Consider the following 23,369-nt stretch of genomic DNA (forward strand, 5'->3'; position numbering starts at 1 on the left):
ACTTCGCGATCATGAAGACCAGCGTGATCTCGCCGGCCTTCCGCGCGCGCTATCTGGCCAATCCGGGCCACGAGAACTGCTTCGAGTGCAAGGTGGTCGTGTTCGACGGCTCGGACGATTACCACCACCGGATCAACGATCCGAGCCTGGGCATCGACGAGTGCACGATGCTGGTGATCCGCGGCGCCGGCCCGGTCGGCTGGCCCGGCTCGGCCGAGGTGGTCAATATGCAGCCGCCCGACCACCTGATCAAGGAAGGCATCATGAACCTGCCGACCCTGGGCGACGGCCGCCAGTCGGGCACCTCGGACAGCCCGTCGATCCTGAATGCCTCGCCCGAAAGCGCGGCCGGCGGCAACCTGGCGCTGCTGCGCACGGGCGACGTGATTCGCGTGGACCTGAACCACGGTCGCTGCGACGTGAAGCTGTCGGATGAAGAGCTGGAAGCGCGCAAGCAGGAAACGCCGCCGGCGATTCCCGCCAGCCAGACGCCGTGGCAGGAGATCTACCGCGCCACGGTCGGCCAGCTGCATCGGGGCGCCTGCATGGAACTGGCCTTGCCTTACCGCGGTGTGGCGCACGATATGCCACGCCACAACCACTAAGGCTTTACTCCACTACTACCGTACTGCTACCACCGCCGGCGGGTCGCACCAGCACCTTGGTCGCGATCCGCTCGGTCATCTCCTGCACGTGCGAGATCACGCCGACCTTGCGGCCCATCGACTGCAGGGCGTCGAGCGCATCCATCGCCACGCCCAGCGTCTCGCTATCGAGGCTGCCGAAGCCCTCGTCGATGAACAGCGATTCGACCCGCACCCGGTTCGACGACAGCGAGGCCAGGCCCAGCGCCAGCGCCAGCGACACCAGGAACGATTCGCCGCCCGACAGCGAGTTCACCGAGCGCACTTCGCCGCCCATGTCCTGGTCGCGCACCATCAGCGCCAGCGACGGCATGCCCTGGTAGCTGACCCGCTCCAGGCGGTAGCGCCGCGCCAGTTGCTTCAGGTGTTCGTTGGCATAGCCGAGCAGCACGTCCAGCGTGAACTGCTGGGCATAGTTGCGGAACTTCTTGCCGTCGCTGGAACCGATCAGCTCCGACAGCTTGCCCCAGCGCTGCTCGAGCGCCTGCTGGCGCTCGATCTCGGCCAGGCTGGATTCGGCCTGGCGGCGCCGCTCGTCGTCCTGCATCGCGCGCAGGCGCAGCGCGGTCGCCGCTTCGATCGCGGCCTGGCGCTCGACGACCAGCGCGTCGAAGCTGGCTTTCACGGCCTCGACCGGCTGGCCATCCGGCGGGCTTGACGCCACGTGCACCGCGCGCTGGGCGCGCCGTTCGTTGAGGATGGCGGTAGCGTTGCCGACCTGGGTCTCGATGGCAGTCAGGGCGCTCCTCTCCTGCGCCAGCCAGGCGGCGCCGACCTGCAGCAGGCGCGCCAGTTCATCGGTGTCCCCGATTTCGTCCAGTTCCTGGTCCAGGCCGTCGGCCTGGCGGCGGTAGTCTTCGAGCCAGTCGGCCAGGGCCGCACTGGCCGCGGCGCCGGCCCCGTCGAGCTCCAGGATGCGCTCGGATAGCTGGGCCAGCGCGGTGCGGGCACGGGTTTCGGCCTGCGTCGCCTCGTTGGCGGCTTGCTGGCGCGCCGTTACCTGCGCGCGCGCGCCACTGACGGCGACGGTCAGTTCGCGTTCTACCTCGGCTGCAGCGCGGCCCTGCCACAAGGTGGCGCGGGTCGCGCGTTTCGCGGCCAACTCGCCGTCGATGCGCTCGAACTCGGCCGCCAGCCGGGCGCCCGTCGCGTCGATCTCGGCGATACGTGCCTGGGCCGCTCCGGCCTCGACTTCCAGGGTCGCGATCGCGGCGGCGCTGCGGGCCTGGACCTCGGTCTGCTCGCGCCATTGGGCGGCCTCGGCTGCACGCGCCTGGCTCCAGCCGGCAGTGTCGCGGCGCCATGCCGCCTGCCAGCCATCGCCGTGGGCGGCGGCCATGGCGGGATCGAGTTCGGCGAGCAACGCATCCAGTTGCGCGCCCGCCGCCTGTTGGCCGGCGTCCAGGGTTTTCAATTCGTTCTGCAGGCGGGCGGCGGCTTCGCGCTCGGCCTCGGCATTCTGGCGCAGCCTGGCCAGCACCGACTGGGCGCCGTCGACTTCACGCTGGGCCGCATCGCGCGCATTGGCGGCAGCGCGCCATGCCTGTTCGCGCTGCGCGAGCGCATCGAGGGCAGCGCGCAAGACGCCGCGTTGCGCGCCGAACCAGTCGCTGCATTCCTGTTCGCCCGGCGCCTCGGTTGCCAATGGATCGGCATCCCAGGCGTCGGCCAGGGCGGCAATGCGCAGATCGATCGCCGCGCGGTCTTGCGAAAGCGCGGCCAACCGCTCCCTGGCGGCGGCGAGGGCGGCGCCCTGGGTCGCCTGCAGCGCGCCATTCTCGCGCACCCGCATGCGGCAGCCGTCGACTTCGGCCCGCAGGCCCGTCAACATCGCCTTGAGCGTCGCATCCTGGTGGGCGTAGGGATGGTCGAGGGCGCCGCACACGGGGCAGGGGTCGTCGTCCACCAGGTTGGCGCGCAGTTGCTCCACATTGGCGGCGCAGGCCAGTTCGGCCGCGCTCAGCGAGCGCTCGGCCTGCGCCATCGCCGCCTCCAGTGCCGGCGCGGCGCCGCGCGCCTCCTGCAGGGCGCGTTCGGCGCCTGCCGCGCCGGTCGCGGCGCGCTCGGATTCGCGCGCCACGCCGGCCAGCGTCTGGCGCGCCGCCGCCAGATCGAGCCAGGTGCGCTCAAACGCCGCCAGCCGTTCGCGGCGACCCTCGAGTTGCCGGCGTTCGGCGCCGATCGCTTCGGCGTCGAAGCCTTCGAGCGCCGCCATCGCCGTGCGCCGGTTCGCTTCCAGGGTGTCGAGGCGCTCGATCGCCTGGGCCAGCGCGCCCGCCGCTTGGGCATCGCGCCCGAGCGCCTGGTCGGCCGCCGTGCGGGTCGCGATCAGCGCCGTTGCGCCGGCGGCGAGCGCGGCTTGCGCCTGGTCGGCCTGGCGCAGCAGGCGTTCCCATTGCTGCCAGCCGGTGGCCACGGCTTCGTGCCGGGACTGGGCCGCCAGCCAGGTGGCGGCGGCGTCGCGCTGGCCGCGTGCGCGCGCCAGCTCGTCCGACTTGGCCCCGTGCTGGACGCGTGCCTCGCGCGCCTGCTGGCGCGCCGCTTCCAGCGCATTCCTGGCCTGGGCATGGCCGGGGGCGAGCGTGTCGAGCGCCGCATCCAGCGCCTTGGCCTGGTCCAGTTGTGGAGCGGCGGCGCGCAGCTGCTCGTCAACGGCGTCCAGGCGCGCGATGGCGGCGTCGACTTCGCCGCTGCTGGTGCGGCGCAATTCGAGCGCCGCCGCCAGCTCGGCTTCCAGCTTGGCCACCGAGGACTGGGCCTGGCGCCGCTCGGTTTCCAGGCGCTGGACTTCGACCGCCAGCGGGCGCGCCGGTTGCACCGCTTCCAGCGTGGCCAGGCGCTGGCGGCGTTCCTGCGCTTCCAGGCGTTGGGCATTGGCGGCGGCCAGCGCTTCCTCGGCCTGGGTTTCGCTGCGCTGGAGCTTGTCGAGTTCGTGGTGCCAGCGCAGCAGCTGTTCCAGCAGGGCGTGGCGGCTGTCGAGCGCCTCGCGCGCCGCATCGGCTGCGCAGCGCTCGGTGTCGAGTTGTACGCGTTCCTCGGGCGCGAGCGGCGCCGCGTTCTCCAGCTTCGCCTGCAGCGCCTGGGTGCGCTGCTGTTCGAGCTTGTAGCGCTCGAAGGCGCGGCGCGAGATCTCGCTGTAGATCGTGGAGCCGGTCAGCGTTTCGAGCAGCTCGCCGCGTTCGTTCTCGTCGGACTTCAGGAAAGCCGAGAACTCGTTCTGGGCCAGCAGCACTGCGCGCGTAAACTGGTCGAACGACAGGCCGACGCGCTGGACGATCTCGGCGGCCGATTCGGTATTGGTGCCGCCCAGCGGGGCCAGTTCGGGCAGGCGATGCAGGGTGACCTTGACCGGCTGCAGCGCGCCGCTGGGCTTTTTGTGCGACCGGCGTACGGCCCAGCGCGCGCGGTAGCGGCCATCGTCGCTGCCGACGAAATCGACCTCGGCCCAGCCCTCCGCCGCGCCGCGGCGCAGCAAGGTGCGCGGATCCTGGGCCGTCACCGTGTCTTCGCCGACGTCCGGCAGGCGGGTGCTCGACCGCTTCAAGAGGCGCGGTGTGTCGCCGTACAGCGCCAGGCACAGGGCGTCGAGCAGGGTGCTTTTTCCCGCGCCGGTCGGGCCGCTGATGGCGAACAGGCCGCAGGAGACCAGCGGTTCGGACTCGAAGTCGACCGCGAACTCGCCTGCCAGCGAAGCCAGGTTCTTGCCGCTGATGCGCAGGATCTTCATCGCGCGTCTCCTTCCACGGCGTGGAACAGTTCGGCGAACGAATCGATCTGCTCGGGCGGCGCTTCGTCGCCATATCGTTGCCGCCACAGGCGGCGGAAGATATCGTCCGGCTGCAGCTGCGCCAGCTGGTCGAGGCTCAGCGCCTCGGGTTCGTCGGATCCGGCCACCAGCTTGCGGGTCGGCTCGATCTTGGCCAGGCGGACCGGCTTGCCGGCCACGACCGCTTCGACACGCCCGCGCAGGCCCGGTTCGGGGCCGTCCAGCAGCACCCGCACCTCGAGATAGGGCCAGGCCTGCTCTGGCAGTCCGGGGTCCAGTTCCAGGCTTTCCAGCGCCGCCAGTGCTTCTTCCAGCGGGGCCGGGGAGGCCGGCACGCGCAGCAGCTGCACCGGGCGCGGCACGAACAATGGCGTGATGGCGCCGGCCTTGCCGCCCTCGAGATCGATGCGCAGCACCTGGTGCCGGTAGTCGACTTCGGAAAACGACAGCGGCAGCGGGCTGCCGCTATAGCGTACGTGTTCCAGGCCGCCGACGCGCTGGGCCAGGTGCAGGTGGCCCAGCGCCGCATAGGCGATGCCCGGGTCGAACATGCTGACCGGCAGGGCTTCGCTGCCGCCGATCACGATGCGGCGCTCGGAGTCGACCGATGGTTCGCCCTTGGCCATATGGCAGTGGCCCATGGCGATGATGGGTTGCCCGGCCGCGGCCCGCTCGCGCGCCAGCGCATGCGCCTGGCGGTACAGCAGGGCGGTGCCGTGCAGGTAAGGGTCGCGCGGGCCTTCGCCGGCCGCTTCCTCGCCTTCGGCGCGCAGGCGCGGCAGGTCGCCGGGGCGCAGGAAAGGCACGGCCAGGCACCAGGCCGCGACCTTGCCGTCGCGGTCGTGCAGCGGCACCAGCAGGCGTTCCAGGTCGATCTCGCCATCGCCGCGGCGCAGGACATTGCCGACCACGATCGTCCCGTGCGCTTCGAGCAGCGGCGCCGGCGCTTCGAGCCGGCCGGGCGAATCGTGGTTGCCGGCGATGACCACCACCTGCAGCTGCGGCACGCGCGCCCTGGCCTGCTGCAGGAAGCGGTACAGCTGGCGCTGGGCGCTCGAGGACGGATTGGCGGTATCGAAGATGTCGCCCGCGATCAGGAGCACGTCGATGCGCTCTTCGACCAGGGTGTCGGCCAGCCAGTCGAGGAAGCACTGGTGTTCGTAGGTCCGGTCGTGATTGTGCAGGGTCTGGCCGAGGTGCCAGTCGGAGGTGTGCAGCAGCCGCATGAGAGACTCGAGAAAAGTGAAACGACAAATCGGCGCCTACTATAGCGCAGCCTGCGGCTGGGCTGCTGGAGAAACCATGTGACGCGGCCGAAACAGGCGGCGCGCGCCGGCTTTCAGTAGCATGTTGAAGGGACATTTGGTACAGGAAATTAACCCCGCCTGACCTCGCTCGCATTGTGAAATCGGGTTTGAGCAATGTCAAACCCGCCTACCTCCTTCTCTCTACACTACGAAGTTCTTGTCGGCCGGCGCCAGACCAAACCAATAGCCGGCCACCCCCTATATAAAGCATCCCCGGCCGCCCCAGGCGTGGACAGTCCACGCCCGCCGGAGGAGCGACGAGAGCATCTAGAGGAGACACCATGCTGACATCAACCTATACGCTGGTCGCCTTGTCCGTCGAGCAGGCTCGCACGCGGATCGAGGTGCAGGCCTTGCTCGAACGCTGGCGCCCCGGCGCCTGGTGGGGCGAGCCGCCCGCCATGCGCCAGTACGAACAGGCTTGCGACGCCCTGCGCCAGGTCAGCGAATCCTGCCACTGGCGCAAGCTCGACAAGTTCGTGCTGCCGGCGTTGCGCCGCCGCGGAGAGGATGCCGCCAGGCTGGTGGCCGAGCTGGATGGATTGAGCCGGCAGGCGTGTGACGCGCGCCAGGCCGCCCAGGCCGCCGCCCTCGAGGGCGATCCCGGCTGCCTGGCGGCGCTCGAGCGTTGCTGCCAGCTGCTGCTCGAACGCCTCGAGCGCGAAGAGCGCGAACTGCTGCCGTTGGCGCGCACCATGATCCCGGGCGAGACCTGGTTCGCGATCGCCAACCAGATGCTCGCGCATGACGCCCACCAGAACGAGAACCGGGGCGCGGGCATGGCGGCGGCACGCGGCATGCCGCCGCAGGAGCTTTCTTCAAAGCAAAATCACGCCTTGCCGGTGGTAAATTAGGGAGGACGGCCGGCCCGTGCATGCCGATCGATACCGTGGTTCTTTGCTATGATGGGAGTTTTGGAAGTGCGATTTCATCATGTTCGAATTCCTATTCAAGCGGCAGGGCGGGAAATCGGCCGCATCCGGCGCCAAGCCTGCCGCGAAGGCCCCCGCCGCGGCGGTCGGCAGCGCCAGGGCTGGTTCGGGCAAGTCGGGCAATGCCGGGTCGACTGCGGCGCCTGCGCATGACGCGCATGCCGCCCGTGATGCCCGTGCAGCCCTCGCCGACGCCCGCGAACGCCAGGCCGAACGGCTCAAGCAACTAGGCGCCGACGAAGCGGCCGTTGTCGATTTTCTCCTCCAATCCGAATTCTCCGAGCTGCGCCTCGCCGCGGCCGAGCTGGTCCACGGACGCGAACAGCTCGAGCGCGTGCACACGGCGATGCGCAACGTCGACCGCCGCGTCGCCAAGCTGGTGCAGGGCAGGCTGGACGCGATCCGCCACCACGATGCCGAACTGCGCCGCGGCCAGGAAGCCCTGTCCCAGGCCAGGACGCTGCTGGGCGAGGCCCTGCTGACGCCGAACCACGTTGCCGAGCTCGACCGCAAATGGTCGGTCATCCGCGCCCCCGGGCTGGCGCCCGAGTTCGACGCCGTGCGCGCCGAACTCGGCCAGCGACTCGCATCGCAGGTCGCCTTGCAGCGCGCCATGATCGACCGCCTGGCCGTGCTGCGCCAGCTGGAAACGGGCGGCCTGGATGCGGCCGCGCTGGCCGCACGCCTGACTGCCTTGCAGCAAGAGCAAGAAGCCGCGCTGGTCGATCCCGGCCACGCTTCGCTGCCACGCGCGCTGGTGGCCGAATTCGCGACCGAACACGCACGCCTGGGTGCGAGCCTGGCTGCGAGCCTGGCGACGCTCGAGCAAGACCAGGCCGCGCTCGCCGCACGCGAGGCCGCGCTGGCCGCATGGGAAGCCCAGGTCCCTGCCGAGCTCAAGCCCGATACGCTGCGCAAGGAGTGGCAGCGCCTGCCGGCCTTGCCGTCGAACGGCGCCGGCGCCGCCCTGGAGGCGCGCTTCGCGGCGCTGCGCGCGGCCTTGCCGCCCGAGCCGCAGAAACGCACATCGGCGCCCGCCGCGGTGAAAGAGGGCTCCAGGCCGGCCGCGCGCGGCGCCGACCAGGCCTTCCTCGACAATATGGACGCGCTGGAGGCCGCCTTGCAACAGGGTTCGCTCGGCACCGCCGCCGAGCTCGACAAGGCACTGAAGGAAGCCAAGGACAAGGGCACGCGCCTGTCCACGCCGCAGGCCGACCACCTGGCCCATCTGCGCGCCGAACTCAAGCGCTTGTCGGACTGGGCGCGCTGGGGTGGCAACGTATCGCGCGAAGAATTGATCAAGACGGTGGAGTCGCTGCCGGCCCAGGGCCTGGCGATGGCCGAGCTGGCCAAGAAGGTGGGCAGCATGCGCGAGCGCTGGAAAGCCCTGGACAGCCTGTCCGGATCGGCGCCGCGCAGCCTGTGGGAGCGTTTCGACGCCGCCTGCAGCGCCGCCTACGCGCCGGCCGCGGCCCACTTCAGGCAATTGGCCGATGAACGCCACAGCAATGCGGCGCGCGGCCAGGCCCTGGTCGAGGAAGCCCAGGCCGAGGTGGCGCGCCTGGCGTCGAACGAAGCCGACTGGAAGCATGTGTCGGGCACCGTGCAGCGCCTGCGCACCGCCTGGAGCCACCTGGGCGCGGTCGACCGCAAGGAAAAGAAGCGCCTCGACACGCTGTTCTCCGAGGCCCTGACCACCTTGCAGCGACCATTGGAAAACCAGCGCAAGGTCGAGATCGCGGTGCGCGAGCAGCTGATCGAAGAAGTGCACAAGCTCGACCCGCACGAGCGCCACGCGGTCGACCTGCTGCGCGAACTGCAGGCGCGCTGGCAAGAACATGCGCGCGCGCTGCCGCTCGAGCGCAAGGCCGAGCAGGCGCTGTGGCAGCGCTTCCGCGGTGCCTGCGACGCGCTGTTCGCGGCGCGCAAGGAACACGCGCACGCGGCCGACAGCGAACGGCGCGCCCACGAGGTGGCCAAGGAGGCCGTGTGCGAGCGGCTCGAAGCCGCCGCGGCAGAGGCCACGCCTGCCAACGTCGGCAAGCTGCTGCGCGAAGCGGCCGCCGAATGGCAGGCGATCGGCCCGGTGCCGCGCGCCCACGAGGCGCGCATCGACAAGCGCTACCACGCCGCGATCGCCAGCGTGCAGCAGCATGCCGGCGCCGCGCGCCGCGCCCAGGATACGGCGCTGGCCGGGGCCGTGCGCGACAAGCTGCGGCTGGTGCAGGCGCTCGAGACGGCGCTGGCCAATCCCGACGCCCACACCCAGGCCGCCGACTGGCGCGGGCGCTGGGATGCCTTGCTGCCGCTCGAGGGCGGCTATGAGCCGATCCTGCAGGCGCGCTTCGTCACCGCGCTGGCGGCGCTCGAGGCGTCCGAAGGCGAGCGTGCGGCGTACGTGCGCCAGATGGAAGGCAACCGCGAACGCCTGCTGAACGAGCTGCTGCGCCTCGAGATCGCCGCTGGTATCGACAGCGGCGCCGAGTTCGCGCGCGAGCGCCTGCGCCTGCAGGTCGAGGTGCTGCAAAGCTCCCTCAAGTCGGGCCAGAAGCCCGGCGCGCACACGGCCGAACTGCGCGCGCTGCTGGCCCTGCCGGCCGTGCTCGACGTACGCACCGAAACGCGCATCGAACATTTGCTGCTGCGCCAGCCGAAGGACCATCCATGAACGAAGTACGGGTACAAGCCGGGGATTTCGACCTCGGCCTCGAAGTGGCGCGCCTGCGCGCGAACGATGCGCGCATCGGCGCGGTGGTGTCCTTCGTGGGCACCGTGCGCGACCTGAACGACGGCGCCCGTGTGTCCGAGATGGAGCTCGAACACTATCCGGGCATGACCGAAAAGTCGCTCCAGGAGATCGCGGCGCGCGCATGCGCGCGCTGGCCCCTGTACGGCACCCTGGTCGTCCACCGCGTCGGCCCGCTGGCGCCGCTGGACCAGATCGTGCTGGTGGCCTGCAGCGCCGCCCACCGGGGCGATGCCTTCGCGGCCTGCGAGTTCATCATGGACTATCTCAAGACCGACGCGCCGTTCTGGAAGAAAGAGCAGACACCGGATGGCGCGCGCTGGGTCGACGCCCGCGTCACCGACGACAGCGCCCGGGCCAAGTGGGAAGCTCGCTGAGTTTCGCCGCGGTCGGCCTGGGCGCCGCCCTTGGCGCCTGGCTGCGCTGGGGCTTCGGTCTCTGGCTGGGCAGCCTGCACGGCTTCGTGCAGGTCGGGACCCTGGCCGCCAACCTGCTCGGCGGCTTTCTGGTCGGCCTCGCGCTCGGCTTCTTCACTGCCCAGCCGCAGCTGGCGCCCGAGTGGCGCCTGTTCATCGTCACCGGCTTCCTGGGCGGCCTGACGACCTTCTCCAGCTTCTCGGGCGAGTCGGTGACCCTGCTCCAGCGCGGCGAAGTCGGCTGGGCGTTGGCGCACACGGCGCTGCACCTGTTCGGTTCGCTCCTGCTGTGCGCGGCGGGCTTTGCGACCTGGCGCGCGCTGCGTGGCTGAGTTGCGCATCTTGAAAAGTGTCTTGCCGATCCCTATCTTGTTCTCGAACTAAGAACAACCTCTAGGGAGCAACACCATGCGGCAAGACAAATTGACGACCAAGCTCCAGGAAGCCCTGGCGGATGCCCAGAGCCTGGCGGTCGGCAACGATAACCAGTACATCGAATCCATCCACCTGCTGGCGGCCCTGCTGAACCAGGACGACGGCGCTCCGCGCTCGCTGCTGCAGCGCGCCGGCGTCAATGTCGGCGCGCTGGGCAATGCCCTCAAGCTGGCGCTCGAGCGCCAGCCGAAGGTCACCGGCGCCGGCGGCAACGTCCAGGCCGGGCGCGACCTGATGGCGCTCCTGAACCTGTCCGACCGCGAGGCACAGAAGCGCGGCGACCAGTTCCTGTCGTCCGAGATGGTGCTGCTGGCGCTCAGTGACGACAAATCCGACGCCGGCCGCCTGGCGCGCGAGAACGGCCTGGCCCGCAAGTCGCTGGAGTCGGCCATCTCGGCCGTGCGCGGCGGCGAGTCGGTCAATTCGCCCGAGGCCGAAGGCCAGCGCGAAGCGCTCAAGAAGTACACGCTCGACCTGACCGAACGCGCGCGCGCCGGCAAGCTCGACCCCGTGATCGGCCGCGACGATGAGATCCGCCGCGCGATCCAGGTGCTGCAGCGGCGCAGCAAGAACAATCCGGTGCTGATCGGCGAACCGGGCGTGGGCAAGACCGCCATCGTCGAGGGCCTGGCCCAGCGCATCGTCAACGGCGAGGTCCCCGATTCGCTCAAGGGCAAGCGCGTGCTGTCGCTCGACATGGCGGCGCTGCTGGCGGGCGCCAAGTTCCGCGGCGAGTTCGAAGAAAGGCTCAAGAGCGTGTTGAAAGAGCTGGCGCAAGATGAGGGCCAGACCATCGTCTTCATCGACGAGATCCACACCATGGTCGGCGCCGGCAAGGCCGAAGGCGCCATGGATGCCGGCAATATGCTCAAGCCCGCGCTGGCGAGGGGCGAATTGCACTGCGTCGGCGCGACCACGCTCGAGGAGTACCGCAAGTACGTCGAGAAGGACGCCGCGCTGGAACGCCGCTTCCAGAAGATCATCGTCGACGAGCCGAGCGTTGAGGCGACCATCGCCATCCTGCGCGGCCTGCAAGAAAAATACGAGCTGCACCACCAGGTTGACATCACCGACCCGGCGATCATCGCCGCGGCCGAGCTGTCGCATCGCTATATCACAGACCGATTCTTGCCCGACAAGGCGATCGACCTGATCGACGAGGCGGCGGCCAAGATCAAGATCGAGATCGATTCCAAGCCCGAGGTCATGGACCGTCTCGAACGCCGCATGATCCAGCTGAAGATCGAGCGCGAAGCCGTGCGCCGCGAGACGGACGAAGCCTCGCAGCGCCGCCTGGAGCTGCTGGGCGAGGAAATCGCGCGCCTGGAGCGCGAGTACAACGATTATGAAGAAGTGCTGAAGGCCGAGAAGGCGGCGGTGCAGGGCACCACCCATATCAAGGAAGAGATCGAGCGCATCCGCTACCAGATGGAAGAAGCGCGGCGCCAGAGCAACTGGCAGCAGGCGTCCGAGCTGCAGTATGGCCGCCTGCCGGAGCTCGAAGCCCAGCTGCGCCAGGCCGAGGAAGCCACGGCGCGCGCCCACGCCGATGGCCAGCAGCCCAAGCTGCTGCGCACGCAGGTGGGGGCCGAGGAAATCGCCGAAGTGGTGGCGCGCGCGACCGGCATCCCGGTGGCGCGCATGATGCAGGGCGAGCGCGACAAGCTGCTGCACATCGAGGACGAGCTGCACAAGCGCGTGGTCGGCCAGGACGAGGCAATCGAGGCGGTGTCGGATGCGATCCGCCGTTCGCGCGCCGGCCTGTCGGATCCGAACCGCCCGTACGGCTCCTTCATGTTCCTGGGGCCGACCGGCGTCGGCAAGACCGAGCTCTGTAAAGCGCTGGCGGCCTTCCTGTTCGACACCGAGGACGCCCTGATCCGCATCGACATGAGCGAATTCATGGAGAAGCATTCGGTGGCCCGCCTGATCGGCGCGCCGCCGGGCTATGTCGGCTACGAGGAGGGCGGCTACCTCACCGAGGCGGTGCGCCGCAAGCCGTATAGCGTGATCCTGCTCGACGAGATCGAGAAGGCGCATCCGGACGTGTTCAACGTGCTGCTGCAGGCGCTGGACGATGGCCGCATGACCGATGGCCAGGGCCGCACCGTCGACTTCAAGAACACGGTGATCGTGATGACCTCGAACCTGGGCTCGCACCGGATCCAGTCGATGGACACCGACGAACCGGCGGTGGTCAAGCTGGCCGTGATGGCCGAGGTGCGCGGGCACTTCCGTCCCGAGTTCATCAACCGGATCGACGAGATCGTGGTGTTCCATGCGCTCGACGAGAAGAATATCGGCGCCATCGCCCGCATCCAGCTGCACAACCTGGAAGGACGCCTGGCCAAGATGGAGATGACGCTCGATATCGACGACGCCTCGCTGCAAAGAATCGCCGAGGCCGGCTACGATCCGGTATATGGCGCGCGGCCGCTCAAGCGCGCGATCCAGCAGCAGATCGAGAATCCGCTGTCGAAGGCGATCCTGGCAGGTCGCTTCGGGCCAAAGGATGTCATCCCGGTGCGGGTGCGTGGCGGCGAGCTGGTGTTTGGCGAAGAGACGGTCGACCTGGCCAAGTAAGCGCGGCGGGGTGGTACTGACAAAGGGCGCGGCAACTGCCGCGCCCTTTGTCGTTAACGGCCGCGCGCTTGCCATATTTCTTGACGGGAAATAAGACGCAATTTTTCAGGATGCGAAATGATGATCCTGCCATGCGGAATGCGCAGCAAATCGCAAACACTGTCTTGTTCTCATTGTAAGAAATATCATTCCGCATGCCGAAATTGCACATATAAGTCTCTGAAAATTAAAGAGAAAAATTTACTGATCTGTCTTATATAAGAGTGATTGTGCTGTGCACAAGCGGGCTATGATTTGTTCAAGGGAATTCGCATTACCGTCAATCGCATCACCCACCTCCAGGAGAGACACCATGACTAGCCGTGAACAGCAAATCGCAGAACTGCAGCAAGACTGGGACACCAACCCGCGCTGGAAAGGCGTGGTCCGCAACTACACGGCGGCCGACGTCGTCCGCCTGCGCGGTTCGGTCGCGATCGAACACACGCTGGCAAAGCGCGGCGCCGACAAGCTGTGGAACCTGGTGCACGACGAACCTTACGTCAACGCCCTCGGCGCCCTGACCGGCAACCAGGCCATGCAGCAGGTCAAGGCCGGCCTGAAGGCAATCTACCTGTCGGGCTGGCAGGTGGCGGGCGACGCCAACGCCGCCGGCGAGATGTACCCCGACCAGTCGCTGTATCCGGCCAACTCGGTGCCGCTGGTCGTGCGCCGCATCAACAACACCTTCCAGCGCGCCGACCAGATCCAATGGTCTGAGGGCAAGGACGACATCGACTACTTCGCACCAATCGTGGCCGATGCCGAAGCCGGTTTTGGCGGCGTGCTCAATGCCTACGAGCTGATGAAGTCGATGATCGAGGCGGGCGCTGCCGGCGTGCATTTTGAAGATCAACTGGCCTCGGTCAAGAAATGCGGCCATATGGGCGGCAAGGTGCTGGTGCCGACCCGCGAAGCGGTCGAAAAGCTCAACGCCGCGCGCCTGGCGGCCGACGTGATGGGCACGGGCACCCTGGTCATCGCCCGCACCGATGCCGAGGCGGCCGACCTGCTCACGTCCGACGTCGATGCCAACGACAAGCAATTCTGCACCGGCGAACGCACGGTCGAGGGCTTCTTCCGCGTCAAGCCGGGTATCGAGCAGGCGATCTCGCGCGGCCTGGCCTATTCGCCGTATGCCGACCTCGTGTGGTGCGAGACCGGCAAGCCCGACCTTGAGTTCGCGCGCCGCTTCGCCGAGGCGATCCACGCCAAATTCCCGGGCAAGATGCTGGCCTATAACTGCTCGCCATCGTTCAACTGGAAAAAGAACCTGGACGACGCCACCATCGCCAAGTTCCAGCAAGAGCTGGGCGCCATGGGCTATAAATTCCAGTTCATTACGCTGGCCGGCTTCCATTCGCTCAACTACGGCATGTTCAACCTGGCGCACGGCTATGCCCGCAGCGGCATGTCGGCCTTCGTCGAGCTGCAAGAGGCCGAATTCGCCGCCGCCGAGAAAGGCTTCACCGCCGTCAAGCACCAGCGCGAAGTGGGCACCGGCTACTTCGACGCCGTGACCCAGGCCATCCAGCAGGGCCAGAGCTCGACCACCGCATTGCATGGCTCGACCGAGGACGAACAGTTCTTCGAAGAGAAAAAGGTGGCGTGATCGTTGGGGCGGCACGATACCCGCCGACCCAATTGGAATTCCCAGCCGTAGTCGGTTGTAGTGGATAATGGCGCCTATTCTGCCGCCACCTTTTCCGCGGCAACGACTCTTTTAGGAATTCCAGCTTATGTTGAGCTACCGCCACGCCTTCCACGCGGGTAACCACGCCGATGTCCTCAAGCATTTTGTACAGGTGCAGCTGCACCTGTACATGAACCAGAAGGACGCCGCCTATACCTATATCGACACCCACTCGGGCGCCGGCGTGTACTCGCTCGACAGCTTCCAGGCGAACAAGACCGCGGAATTTGAAACCGGCATCGGCCCGCTATGGAACTGCACCGACGTTCCAGCCCCACTGAAGGAATACCTCGACCTCATCAAGGGCATGAATCCGAGCGGAAAGATGCGCTACTACCCGGGTTCTCCCTGGGTGGCCGAACAGATGTCGCGCGAGCAGGATCGCCTGCGCCTGTTCGAACTGCATCCCGCCGACTGCAAGATCCTGGCCGATAACTTCCGCAAGCTCGACGCACACAAGGCCGAGCAGGGCGAGCGTTCGCGCGGCCGTCGCGTGATGATCGAGCACGGCGACGGCTTCCACAGCATGAAGGCGCTGCTGCCGCCGCCCTCGCGCCGCGCGCTGGTGCTGATCGACCCGCCGTACGAGATCAAGGACGACTACAAGCGCGTGCGCGATGCGCTCGATGAAGCCCTGGCGAAATTCCCTAGCGGCATCTTCGCGATCTGGTATCCGGTACTGCAGCGCATGGAGTCACGCCAGTTCGCCGACCGCCTCAAGCGCCTGCCGGCCAAGGAATGGCTGAATGTCACCCTGACGACCGCTACCCCGACCCCGGACGGCACCGGCCTGCACAGCAGCGGCATGTTCATCCTGAACCCGCCGTACACGCTCGAGCCGATCCTGCGCGAAGTCATGCCCTACCTGGTGCGCGTGCTGGGCAAGGATGCCGGCGCCCGCTTCACGATCGAGAAGGGCGCGCAGGTGACCGGCGCCGCCTCCGGCCGCATGGTGGGCGACACGCCGCGCGCGCCGGTGGGCAATGCGCGCCGCGCCAGCCCGCTGTCGGGCAAGGGCAGCCTGCGCCTGCCGGGCCAGAGCATGCCGCGCGCCGACGAGGCGCCGGCCCCGGCCGCCAAGCCGGCCCGTGCCGGTGGTCCGCGTAACGCCACGCCGCGCGAGACTGCGTCTCCTGATGGCGCACCGCGCGCCCCGCGCAGCGCTACCTCGCGCAACGCCGCGTCGCGCGATGGCGCACCGCGTGACGCCAATCCGCGCACTCCGCGCAGCAGTCCCGCACGGCCGTCGGCCCCAGGTGCGCCGCGCAATGGCCGCAACCGCCAGGGTGGACGCGAAGGCTGACCACCAGCCCAATTCGATTCGATTCGATGTCGAAATGCTAAGATTGGCGTTTTTGTAGTATAGTCGGCATGGGTGGCGCGTGCCGTCCACCGGGCGCGGCGCGCTGCCGTGACTGTTTCCAGGAGTATTTTTCGATGCATGCCGATGCAACGGCAGCGGTCTCCGTGCCGTCCGATGATTTCTTTCTTGCACGTCAGCCCATACTCGGGCGCGACCAGCATCTGGTGGCGTTCGAGCTGCTGTTTCGCGCCGCCGGCGAGGATGACGACGCCAAGCTGACCGACGGCGCCGCGGCCACCGCCGCCGTCATCTCGCATGCCTCCCAGCTCGGCATGGAGCAGGTGGTGGGCGACCAGCTCGCCTTCGTCAATGTCGACGAAGTCGTGCTGATGAGCGACTTTGTGCGCTTTTTGCCACCCCACAAGGTCATCCTCGAAATCCTCGAGACCGTCGAGCCGACGCCGGCATTGCTGGCGCGGGTGGCCGAACTCAAGGAACTCGGTTTCAAGTTCGCGGTCGACGACGTGGTCGAGCATTCGAGCGAGCTCGACAAATTGGTGAAACTGGTCGACATCATCAAAGTCGACGTCAAAGGCGTCGCGCCGAACGCGCTGGCCCAGCTGGTCGATTCGCTGCGCGGCACCGGCAAGCGCCTGCTGGCCGAAAAAGTCGAAACCATCGACGAATTCAAGCTGTGCATGGAACTCGGCTTCGAATACTTCCAGGGCTATTATTTTGCGCGTCCCGTGATCCTCAGCGGCCGCAAGATCACGCCCTCCGAGATCACCATCCTGCGCCTGCTGGAACTGGTCAACTCGAATGCCGACAGCCAGGCGATCGAGACCGCCGTCAAGCGCGACGCCCTGATCAGCCTGAACCTGCTGCGCCTGGTAAACAGCCGCGCCGTGGCTGGCCCGCGCATCGAATCGCTGTCGCAGGCCCTGGTCCAGCTGGGGCGCCGCCAGCTGGGACGCTGGCTGCAGATCCTGCTGTACACGGCGGCCGGCGCCCGGGTCGAGCTCAAGTCGCCCCTGCTGCAACTGGCCACCACGCGCGGCAAGCTGCTCGAATTGATGACCTTGCGCGTGCGGCCGGGCGACACCGCCAGCGCCGACCGCGCCTTCACGGTCGGCATCATGTCGCTGGCCGAGGCCCTGTTCTCGGTGCCGATGGCCGACATCCTGGCCCATGTCGATATCGCGCATGACGTGCGCGAAGCGCTGCTCGAGCGCGAAGGCGATTTCGGCACCATGCTGCGCATCGCCGAACTGCTCGAGGCGGCCGAGGGCGGCCGCAAACTGGCCAGCGCGCTCAGGAAGATCGGCCTGACCGTGGCCGAAGTGCGCGAGATCGAGCTGGCAGCCTTCGACTGGGTGCGCGAACTGACCAACGACGCCCAGCACCCTTCGCGCGATGCGTGACATTCCGTGAAGGTGTAGCGCCTCGCAAGGCGCTACAGTCATGGGATGAGTCTCGCCATCCTTTTCCTTGCCGCCGCCGCGGCGACCCTGTCGGTTCATGATTCTGCAGAGCAGGAGCGCATACGGCAGGCGATGAAGCTCGATCTTTACGCCTGCACCCGTCCTGCCTATCCGCGCGCCGCGCTGGCCGATAGGGCCGGCGGCAAGTCGATGCTGGAGATCCAGCTCGATGCCGAAGGCAAGGTCGCCGACGCCCGTGTCGCCGTTTCCAGCGGCAGGACCGATCTCGACACGTCGGCGCTGACCGGCATCCGCACATGCACCTTCCATGTGCTGGCCACACTGGGCAAGCCGCCCGGCAAACGCTACCGGGCGCAGTTCGTCTGGACGCCGGGCGAAGCGCCGCGGCCGCTGGATCCCGCACTGGTCGCCAGCACGCAGGAGTTGGCGGAAGAAGGCGACCCTGCCGCCCAGACCACACTTGGCACCTGGCATGAGCAAGGACGCTTCTTCAAGCGCGACATGGCGCAGGCCGCGGCCTGGTACCGGCGGGCGGCGGATAGCGGCCACGCCCAGGCCCAGAACAATCTCGGCGTGCTGTATTACCGTGGCAATGGCGTGCCTGGCGACCGCCGGAAGGCGGTCTACTGGTATGCGAAAGCGGCCGTGCAGGGGCACGGCTGGGCCCAGGACAACCTGGCCTGGGCCTACCAGTATGGCGCCGCGGGCGAGCAAAATATGGACAAGGCGCTGCACTGGCTGACCCGCTCGGCCGAGGGCGGACTGGCGCCGGCCCAGGTGCGACTTGGCCTGCTGTTGCTCGATCGCGCGGATTCTGCAGAGCAGCGCGCCGAAGCCGAGGCCTGGCTGGCACGCGCCGCCACGCGCGACGATCCGAAGGGGCGCTATTACCTGGGACGTGTCTACGAGCGGGGGCTGGGCACCGTGCAGGACGATGCGCAAGCCGCGGCCCAGTACCGCAAGGCGCTCGGGCGCAGCAGCGGGCGGGCCGAAACCGCGCTGGCGACTTTGATCGAGGCCGGCCGCGCCAGGGCCGAGACGCCGGACGAAGCGCTTGCGCTGTTCGATGCGGCGATGCGCGCGCGCGATCCGGCCGCCTTTTATGGCTACAGCGCCGCGCTGGCGCGGCGCGGCGACAGCACGCTGGCGGGCGCGATGTTACAACACGGTGCTGACAAGGGGCATTGCGAGGCGGGCATACGCCTCATGCAGATCCGGATGGCGAGCGACCCCGACTACAATGCCACGTGGCGACGCATGGGCTGGCCAACATCCCTGGCAGTGTGCGACCGCCCCCTCGAGTCGAGGCCACTGTTCTGAGCTACTGGCCCAGCAACAGGAACACGGTCGGCTTCTTGTGGAAGTCCGGCCCCTTGTTGGCCGCCAGCGCGGCCTTCCACTTGGCCGCCGTCAGGGTGCGCACCGACTCGCTGGGTAGCGACAGGTCGGTCGCCACGCAGATCAGCGTGCCCGGCTGGCAACTGGCCGCCAGCGCTTCCAGCATGGCGCCGTTGCGGTAGGGCGTCTCGATCAGCAACTGGGTCTGGCGCTCGTTGTGCGACCGCTTTTCCAGGTCCTGGATGCGCTTGGTGCGCTGCGCCGCGTCGGTCGGCAGGTAGCCGTTGAAGGCGAAGCTCTGGCCGTTGAGGCCGCTCGCCATCACGGCCAGCAGCAGCGACGACGGCCCGACCAGCGGACGCACGGCGATCCCGTGCTGGTGGGCCAGGCGCACCAGGTCGGCGCCGGGATCGGCCACCGCCGGCACGCCGGCCTCCGATACCAGTCCGGCGTCGCGCCCCGCCAGCAGCGGGGCCAGCAACTGCGCCAGCGCCGCCGGCGGCGTGTTCACATTCAGTTCCGCGATGGCGATTTCCTGCAGCGGTTTCGCCAGCGGGTGGTCGATCGCGATCAATTTCAGGAAGGCGCGGGCGGTCTTGGCGTTCTCGGCCACGAAGTAATCGAGCGTGGCTGTCAGCGCCTGCACCTGGGTCGGGAGCAGGGCGTTCAACGCGCCGGGAGCGGCGTCGGTCGGGCCGAGGGTGTTCGGGATCAGGTACAGGGTGCCGGGCATGGTGGAATAAGTGGAATCAGGTGCCAAAAAACTGTACGCCGGCCTTGCGCAACATGCCGGTGAGGGCAATCAGCGGCAGGCCGGTGAGGGCGGTCGGGTCGTTCGATTGGATGCTGTCGAGCAGGGCAATGCCCAGCCCTTCGTTCTTGGCGCTGCCGGCGCAATCATAGGGCTGTTCGATGCGCAGGTAGGCGTCGAGTTCGTGGTCGGGCAAGTCGCGGAAAGCCACGCGTACCTGCACGTTCTCGACTTGCGCGGCCTGGCCAGGATCGGCGAGGCGGCCATCCCACAGGCACAGGGCGGTGTGGAACACGACTTCTCGCCCGCGCATCAATTGCAGCTGGGCCAGGGCGCGCGCATGGTCGCCTGGTTTACCGATCTGCAGCCCGTCCAATGTGGCGACCTGGTCGGAACCGATCACCAGCGCGCCGGGATGCAGCCGTGCAATGGCTTGCGCCTTCGAGCGCGCCAGGCGCAGCGCGGTGGCGTGCGGGGTCTCGCACGCCAAAGGCGTCTCGTCGATATCGGGGGCGATCGCCTCGAAGGGCAGGCCGAGCCGTTGCAACAGTTCGCGGCGGTAGGCCGAACTTGACGCCAGGATCAGGCGTACACGCGAGGGGGGCAGTGTCATGGGGCGGTGAGAAGAAAACGACGGTTTTTTGACGCTGGCGCGAAAAGCCTGCTATTATCGCAGGTTTTCCGGGGTAACTTTCCAAATGAGCGCTTTTGTCATCGACGCCTTCGAGTTTTGCAAGAACGACGGCCATCGTGAAGGCGCTACGCCCCTGGTCGACATGCGTCGCCTGGCCGCGGAAAGTGTGGAAAAGAGCGGCGATATCAGCTGGTCGATCCAGGGCGGCAAGACCCGCCAGGGCTATCCTGCCCTGACGCTCGCGGTCGCCGGGCACGTCAAGCTGGTATGCCAGCGCTGCCTGCAGCCGCTCGACTACGAGATCGATTCGTCGACCATGCTGGTGCTGGGCGAGAACGATGAAGACGCCGATGCAATCGAGGTCATCCTCGACGACGAAAGCATCGACGTGATCGTCGGCAGCCGCACTTGCGACATCCGCGAACTGCTCGAGGACGAGGCCTTGCTGGCCTTGCCGCAGTCGCCGCGGCATGAAGTTTGTCCGGATACGGGCTTGCTCGATCGCCTGAAAACCGATAAAGTGTCGCCTTTCGCCGCCCTCAAGAACTTGAAGGCCGGCCCGGAAGAGAAGTAACAGCAAGAACAATCAGCAGCACAGGATTCGCAGTACGGTGGCGGCAGCGTAGAAACAATGTCGTCCAAATTCTGCAAACAAACGTGTCAAACGCGTGCAATCGAGTATGGCATTCGCGGTAGTTGTAGCAGCGTTCAACATGTCGGCAGCCGTCAAGGCTTGCCGCCGAGATACTCGACTTGCATCCTTTTTGCATATCGAATGTGTTAAAATTTTAGAACTTTGTACTAGGAGTTATCATGGCTGTTCAACAGAATAAGAAATCCCCATCGAAGCGCGGCATGCACCGTTCGCACGATTTCCTGACCGCCCCTAACCTGGCAGTCGAGCCGACCACCGGCGAAACCCACCTGCGTCACCACATCTCGCCTAACGGCTTCTACCGTGGTCGCAAGGTCCTGAAGACCAAGAACGACGAGTAATCGACGTTCTGGCTTTTAGCATCATGAAAGCGGCGCAACGTATGTTATCTGCGTGGCGCCGCTTTTTCTTTGGCATCTGCTCAGTAACCGGCTGCATCCCCGGAGCCCGTTTCAACGCTCCTGGCACCGTCATGTTGAACAGCCTGGATCCCGTGCGCATGCGCGCCACGACCCGATCCCCTCTGGCCGCCCGTCTTGTGTGAGCCGCGGCATCTCCAACAAATGACAATTAAAATTTCCATTGACTGCATGGGCGGCGATCACGGCCCCTCAGTCACCATTCCGGCAGCCATCTCCTTTCTCAAAAAGCAAGCTGACGCCGAGCTCGTGCTCGTTGGCGTCGAAGATGTGCTGCGCGCAGAACTCAAGAAGCACCACGCGGACGATCACCCGCGCCTGACCGTCAAGCATGCCTCCGAAGTCGTCGCGATGGACGATCCGGTCGAAGTGGCCCTGCGCCGCAAGAAGGATTCGTCGATGCGGGTGGCGATCGAGGCGGTGAAGGACGGCAGCGCCAATGCCTGCGTCTCGGCCGGCAATACCGGCGCCCTGATGGCCGTCTCGCGCTATGTGCTCAAGACCATGGCCGGCGTCGACCGTCCGGCGATCTGCTCGATCATGCCGAACCAGAAGGGTGGCCCGACCTATATCCTCGACCTCGGCGCCAATGTCGACTGCGAGCCGGATCACCTGCACCAGTTCGCCATCATGGGTTCGGTGCTGTGCTCGGCAATCGAGGGTATCCCGCGTCCGACCATTGGCCTGCTCAACGTCGGCACCGAGGAAATCAAGGGCAACGAGGTGGTCAAGGCCACTGGCGTGCTGCTGCGCGCCGATGCGGAGCGTGGCAAACTGAACTTTTTCGGCAATGTCGAAGGCAATGATATCTTCAAGGGCACGGTCGATGTCGTCGTGTGCGACGGTTTCGTCGGCAACGTCATGCTCAAGGCGATCGAGGGCCTGTCGCGCTTCATGAAGACCACGTTCAAGGAAAGCATCATGTCGATGCTGGGCGCGGTATTCGCGCGCAAGGCGCTCAAGAAGCTCAATCCCGAGCGCTACAATGGCGCGGGCCTGCTCGGCCTGAAAGGCCTGGTCTTCAAGAGCCATGGCGGCGCCAACGCCTATGCCTTCGAGTGGGCAATCAAGCGCGCCTACGATGCCGCGCACAATAATGTGCAAGAGCACCTGTCGGCCCTGATCGCCGAACTGATGCCGAGCTCCCCGGTAACGGCTCCGGCGGCCGTGCCCGCAGCGGCGCCGGCGCCCGTGCTCGATGGCCAGCGCCAGGCGCAATAACCCAGCAGGATGGTGAAGCAATGACCTTGTATAGCAAAATCACCGGCACCGGCAGCTACCTGCCAGCCAACCGCGTTACCAATGACCAGCTCGCCGCGCAATTGGCCGAGAAGGGCGTCGAGACTTCGCACGAGTGGATCGTCACCCGCAGCGGCATCGAGGCGCGCCACTATGCCGCCCCCGACGAGCTGTCGTCCGACCTGGCCGTGCACGCCGCCCGCGGCGCGCTCGAGATGGCCGGCAAGACCGCCAGCGACGTCGACCTGGTGATCGTCGCCAGTTCCACCCCCGATTTCCACGGCAGCTTCCCCAGCACGGCCTGCATCGTGCAGCAAAAACTGGGCATGGCCAACGGCAGCGCCGCCTTCGACGTGGCGGCCGTGTGCAGCGGCTTCGTGTATGCGGTCGCGACCGCCGACGCCTTCATCCGCGCCGGCAACCACAAGCGCGTGCTGGTGATCGGCGCCGAAGTGTTTTCGCGCATCGTCGACTTCAACGACCGCACCACTTGCGTGCTGTTCGGCGACGGCGCCGGCGCCGTGCTGCTCGAAGCCTCGAGCGAGCCAGGCATCCTCGGTTGCAAGCTGCATGCCGACGGCAGCCATGCCGACATCTTGTCGATTCCGGGCAATCTGGCCAATGGCGCGGTGGCCGGCAGCGGCTTTTTGCACATGGACGGCCCGGCCGTGTTCAAGCTGGCCGTGTCGGTGCTCGAGAAAGTCGCGCACGAAGTGCTCGACCATGCCGGCGTTTCCGCCGAGCAGGTCGACTGGCTGGTGCCGCACCAGGCCAATATCCGCATCATGAACGGCACCGCCAGGAAGCTCGGCCTGCCACAAGAAAAGATGGTCGTCACCGTCCATGAGCACGGTAATACCTCGGCCGCCTCGATCCCGCTGGCGCTCGACCAGGCGGTGCGCGATGGCCGCATCAAGCCGGGCCAGAACGTGCTGATGGAAGGCGTGGGCGGCGGCTTTACCTGGGGCGCGGTGCTGGCGCGCATGTAAGCGCCGGCCGCACTCCCGATAACAACAACACTACGGAA

18 protein-coding genes are annotated in these 23,369 nt (G+C 67.2%); 14 read left to right on the plus strand and 4 right to left on the minus strand.

Features of this window, described 5'->3' with window-relative positions; all coding sequences use genetic code 11:
* On the plus strand, window positions 1-605 hold a 605-nt coding region (locus E8M83_RS12550), incomplete at its 5' end, for a dihydroxy-acid dehydratase (protein WP_170976782.1).
* A gap of 4 nt (window positions 606-609) precedes the next feature.
* Here E8M83_RS12550 and E8M83_RS12555 read toward each other — a convergent pair.
* Both E8M83_RS12555 and E8M83_RS12560 read right to left on the minus strand, forming a co-directional pair.
* Entirely contained in the window at window positions 610-4,371 is a 3,762-nt protein-coding gene (locus E8M83_RS12555) for an AAA family ATPase (protein ID WP_137173698.1), read from the minus strand.
* Window positions 4,368-5,636: an exonuclease SbcCD subunit D C-terminal domain-containing protein gene (locus tag E8M83_RS12560; protein ID WP_137173699.1), complete on the minus strand. Its 1,269-nt coding sequence runs from the start codon at window positions 5,634-5,636 to the stop codon at window positions 4,368-4,370. The genes E8M83_RS12555 and E8M83_RS12560 overlap by 4 nt, the downstream gene beginning before the upstream one ends.
* 362 nt (window positions 5,637-5,998) lie before the next feature.
* Between E8M83_RS12560 and E8M83_RS12565 the strand changes: the two genes are divergently transcribed.
* The 9 genes from E8M83_RS12565 to E8M83_RS12605 all read left to right on the plus strand — a co-directional run bounded on the left by E8M83_RS12565 (window position 5,999) and on the right by E8M83_RS12605 (window position 18,626).
* Window positions 5,999-6,571 carry a hypothetical protein gene (locus E8M83_RS12565; RefSeq protein WP_137173700.1) on the plus strand — a complete coding sequence of 191 codons (573 nt, stop codon included), beginning with the start codon at window positions 5,999-6,001 and terminating at the stop codon, window positions 6,569-6,571.
* A gap of 79 nt (window positions 6,572-6,650) precedes the next feature.
* Window positions 6,651-9,317: a DUF349 domain-containing protein gene (locus tag E8M83_RS12570; RefSeq protein ID WP_137173701.1), complete on the plus strand. Its 2,667-nt coding sequence runs from the start codon at window positions 6,651-6,653 to the stop codon at window positions 9,315-9,317.
* Window positions 9,314-9,772 (plus strand): molybdenum cofactor biosynthesis protein MoaE, encoded by a 459-nt coding sequence (locus E8M83_RS12575; RefSeq protein ID WP_137173702.1) that lies wholly within the window; start codon window positions 9,314-9,316, stop codon window positions 9,770-9,772. The genes E8M83_RS12570 and E8M83_RS12575 overlap by 4 nt, the downstream gene beginning before the upstream one ends.
* Window positions 9,757-10,143, plus strand: a complete 387-nt coding sequence (gene crcB / locus E8M83_RS12580; RefSeq protein WP_170976783.1) for a fluoride efflux transporter CrcB — start codon at window positions 9,757-9,759, stop codon at window positions 10,141-10,143. The genes E8M83_RS12575 and crcB overlap by 16 nt, the downstream gene beginning before the upstream one ends.
* 76 nt (window positions 10,144-10,219) lie before the next feature.
* Window positions 10,220-12,829, plus strand: coding sequence for an ATP-dependent chaperone ClpB (gene clpB, locus E8M83_RS12585; RefSeq protein WP_137173703.1), 2,610 nt, complete (start codon window positions 10,220-10,222; stop codon window positions 12,827-12,829).
* Between the two features lie 352 nt (window positions 12,830-13,181).
* The gene (gene aceA, locus E8M83_RS12590) at window positions 13,182-14,480 is read left to right on the plus strand and encodes an isocitrate lyase (protein ID WP_137173704.1); all 1,299 of its coding nucleotides are present in this window, start codon (window positions 13,182-13,184) and stop codon (window positions 14,478-14,480) included.
* 127 nt (window positions 14,481-14,607) lie between these two features.
* On the plus strand, window positions 14,608-15,864 hold the full coding sequence (gene rlmJ / locus E8M83_RS12595; RefSeq protein WP_137173705.1) for a 23S rRNA (adenine(2030)-N(6))-methyltransferase RlmJ: 1,257 nt from the start codon (window positions 14,608-14,610) through the stop codon (window positions 15,862-15,864).
* A 134-nt stretch (window positions 15,865-15,998) separates the two neighbouring features.
* Window positions 15,999-17,285: an EAL and HDOD domain-containing protein gene (locus tag E8M83_RS12600; protein ID WP_137173706.1), complete on the plus strand. Its 1,287-nt coding sequence runs from the start codon at window positions 15,999-16,001 to the stop codon at window positions 17,283-17,285.
* 132 nt (window positions 17,286-17,417) lie between these two features.
* Complete coding sequence (locus tag E8M83_RS12605; RefSeq protein ID WP_170976784.1) at window positions 17,418-18,626, plus strand: TonB family protein; 1,209 nt, start codon at window positions 17,418-17,420, stop codon at window positions 18,624-18,626.
* A 1-nt stretch (window position 18,627) separates the two neighbouring features.
* Here the strand turns inward: E8M83_RS12605 and E8M83_RS12610 are convergent, their stop codons facing one another.
* Window positions 18,628-19,377 (minus strand): SAM-dependent methyltransferase, encoded by a 750-nt coding sequence (locus tag E8M83_RS12610; RefSeq protein ID WP_137173708.1) that lies wholly within the window; start codon window positions 19,375-19,377, stop codon window positions 18,628-18,630.
* A gap of 16 nt (window positions 19,378-19,393) precedes the next feature.
* Complete coding sequence (locus E8M83_RS12615) at window positions 19,394-20,008, minus strand: Maf-like protein (protein ID WP_137173709.1); 615 nt, start codon at window positions 20,006-20,008, stop codon at window positions 19,394-19,396.
* An 85-nt stretch (window positions 20,009-20,093) separates the two neighbouring features.
* On the opposite strand from E8M83_RS12615, the gene E8M83_RS12620 reads away from it, so the two are divergent.
* From E8M83_RS12620 to E8M83_RS12635, 4 genes are all read left to right on the plus strand, one after another.
* A complete protein-coding gene (locus E8M83_RS12620) occupies window positions 20,094-20,603 on the plus strand; it encodes a DUF177 domain-containing protein (RefSeq protein ID WP_137173710.1) in 510 nt (169 codons plus the stop codon).
* A gap of 239 nt (window positions 20,604-20,842) precedes the next feature.
* Window positions 20,843-21,025, plus strand: a complete 183-nt coding sequence (gene rpmF, locus E8M83_RS12625; RefSeq protein WP_005666806.1) for a 50S ribosomal protein L32 — start codon at window positions 20,843-20,845, stop codon at window positions 21,023-21,025.
* 222 nt (window positions 21,026-21,247) lie between these two features.
* Entirely contained in the window at window positions 21,248-22,324 is a 1,077-nt protein-coding gene (gene plsX, locus E8M83_RS12630; RefSeq protein WP_137173711.1) for a phosphate acyltransferase PlsX, read from the plus strand.
* A gap of 20 nt (window positions 22,325-22,344) precedes the next feature.
* Entirely contained in the window at window positions 22,345-23,331 is a 987-nt protein-coding gene (locus E8M83_RS12635; protein ID WP_137173712.1) for a beta-ketoacyl-ACP synthase III, read from the plus strand.
* Window positions 23,332-23,369 lie beyond the last annotated feature (38 nt).

Origin of the sequence: Massilia sp. HP4, assembly GCF_005222695.1 — a bacterium.
Lineage (GTDB): Bacteria > Pseudomonadota > Gammaproteobacteria > Burkholderiales > Burkholderiaceae_D > Telluria.

Coding starts and splice junctions, on each gene's coding strand:
- clpB (WP_137173703.1), top strand. CDS start 10,220: ATGCGGCAAGACAAATTGACGACCAAGCTCCAGGAAGCCCTGGCGGAT.
- E8M83_RS12610 (WP_137173708.1), bottom strand. CDS start 19,377: ATGCCCGGCACCCTGTACCTGATCCCGAACACCCTCGGCCCGACCGAC.
- E8M83_RS12570 (WP_137173701.1), top strand. CDS start 6,651: ATGTTCGAATTCCTATTCAAGCGGCAGGGCGGGAAATCGGCCGCATCC.
- rpmF (WP_005666806.1), top strand. CDS start 20,843: ATGGCTGTTCAACAGAATAAGAAATCCCCATCGAAGCGCGGCATGCAC.
- E8M83_RS12605 (WP_170976784.1), top strand. CDS start 17,418: ATGAAGCTCGATCTTTACGCCTGCACCCGTCCTGCCTATCCGCGCGCC.
- E8M83_RS12555 (WP_137173698.1), bottom strand. CDS start 4,371: ATGAAGATCCTGCGCATCAGCGGCAAGAACCTGGCTTCGCTGGCAGGC.
- plsX (WP_137173711.1), top strand. CDS start 21,248: ATGACAATTAAAATTTCCATTGACTGCATGGGCGGCGATCACGGCCCC.
- E8M83_RS12560 (WP_137173699.1), bottom strand. CDS start 5,636: ATGCGGCTGCTGCACACCTCCGACTGGCACCTCGGCCAGACCCTGCAC.
- rlmJ (WP_137173705.1), top strand. CDS start 14,608: ATGTTGAGCTACCGCCACGCCTTCCACGCGGGTAACCACGCCGATGTC.
- E8M83_RS12600 (WP_137173706.1), top strand. CDS start 15,999: ATGCATGCCGATGCAACGGCAGCGGTCTCCGTGCCGTCCGATGATTTC.
- E8M83_RS12615 (WP_137173709.1), bottom strand. CDS start 20,008: ATGACACTGCCCCCCTCGCGTGTACGCCTGATCCTGGCGTCAAGTTCG.
- E8M83_RS12565 (WP_137173700.1), top strand. CDS start 5,999: ATGCTGACATCAACCTATACGCTGGTCGCCTTGTCCGTCGAGCAGGCT.
- aceA (WP_137173704.1), top strand. CDS start 13,182: ATGACTAGCCGTGAACAGCAAATCGCAGAACTGCAGCAAGACTGGGAC.
- E8M83_RS12635 (WP_137173712.1), top strand. CDS start 22,345: ATGACCTTGTATAGCAAAATCACCGGCACCGGCAGCTACCTGCCAGCC.
- E8M83_RS12620 (WP_137173710.1), top strand. CDS start 20,094: ATGAGCGCTTTTGTCATCGACGCCTTCGAGTTTTGCAAGAACGACGGC.
- E8M83_RS12575 (WP_137173702.1), top strand. CDS start 9,314: ATGAACGAAGTACGGGTACAAGCCGGGGATTTCGACCTCGGCCTCGAA.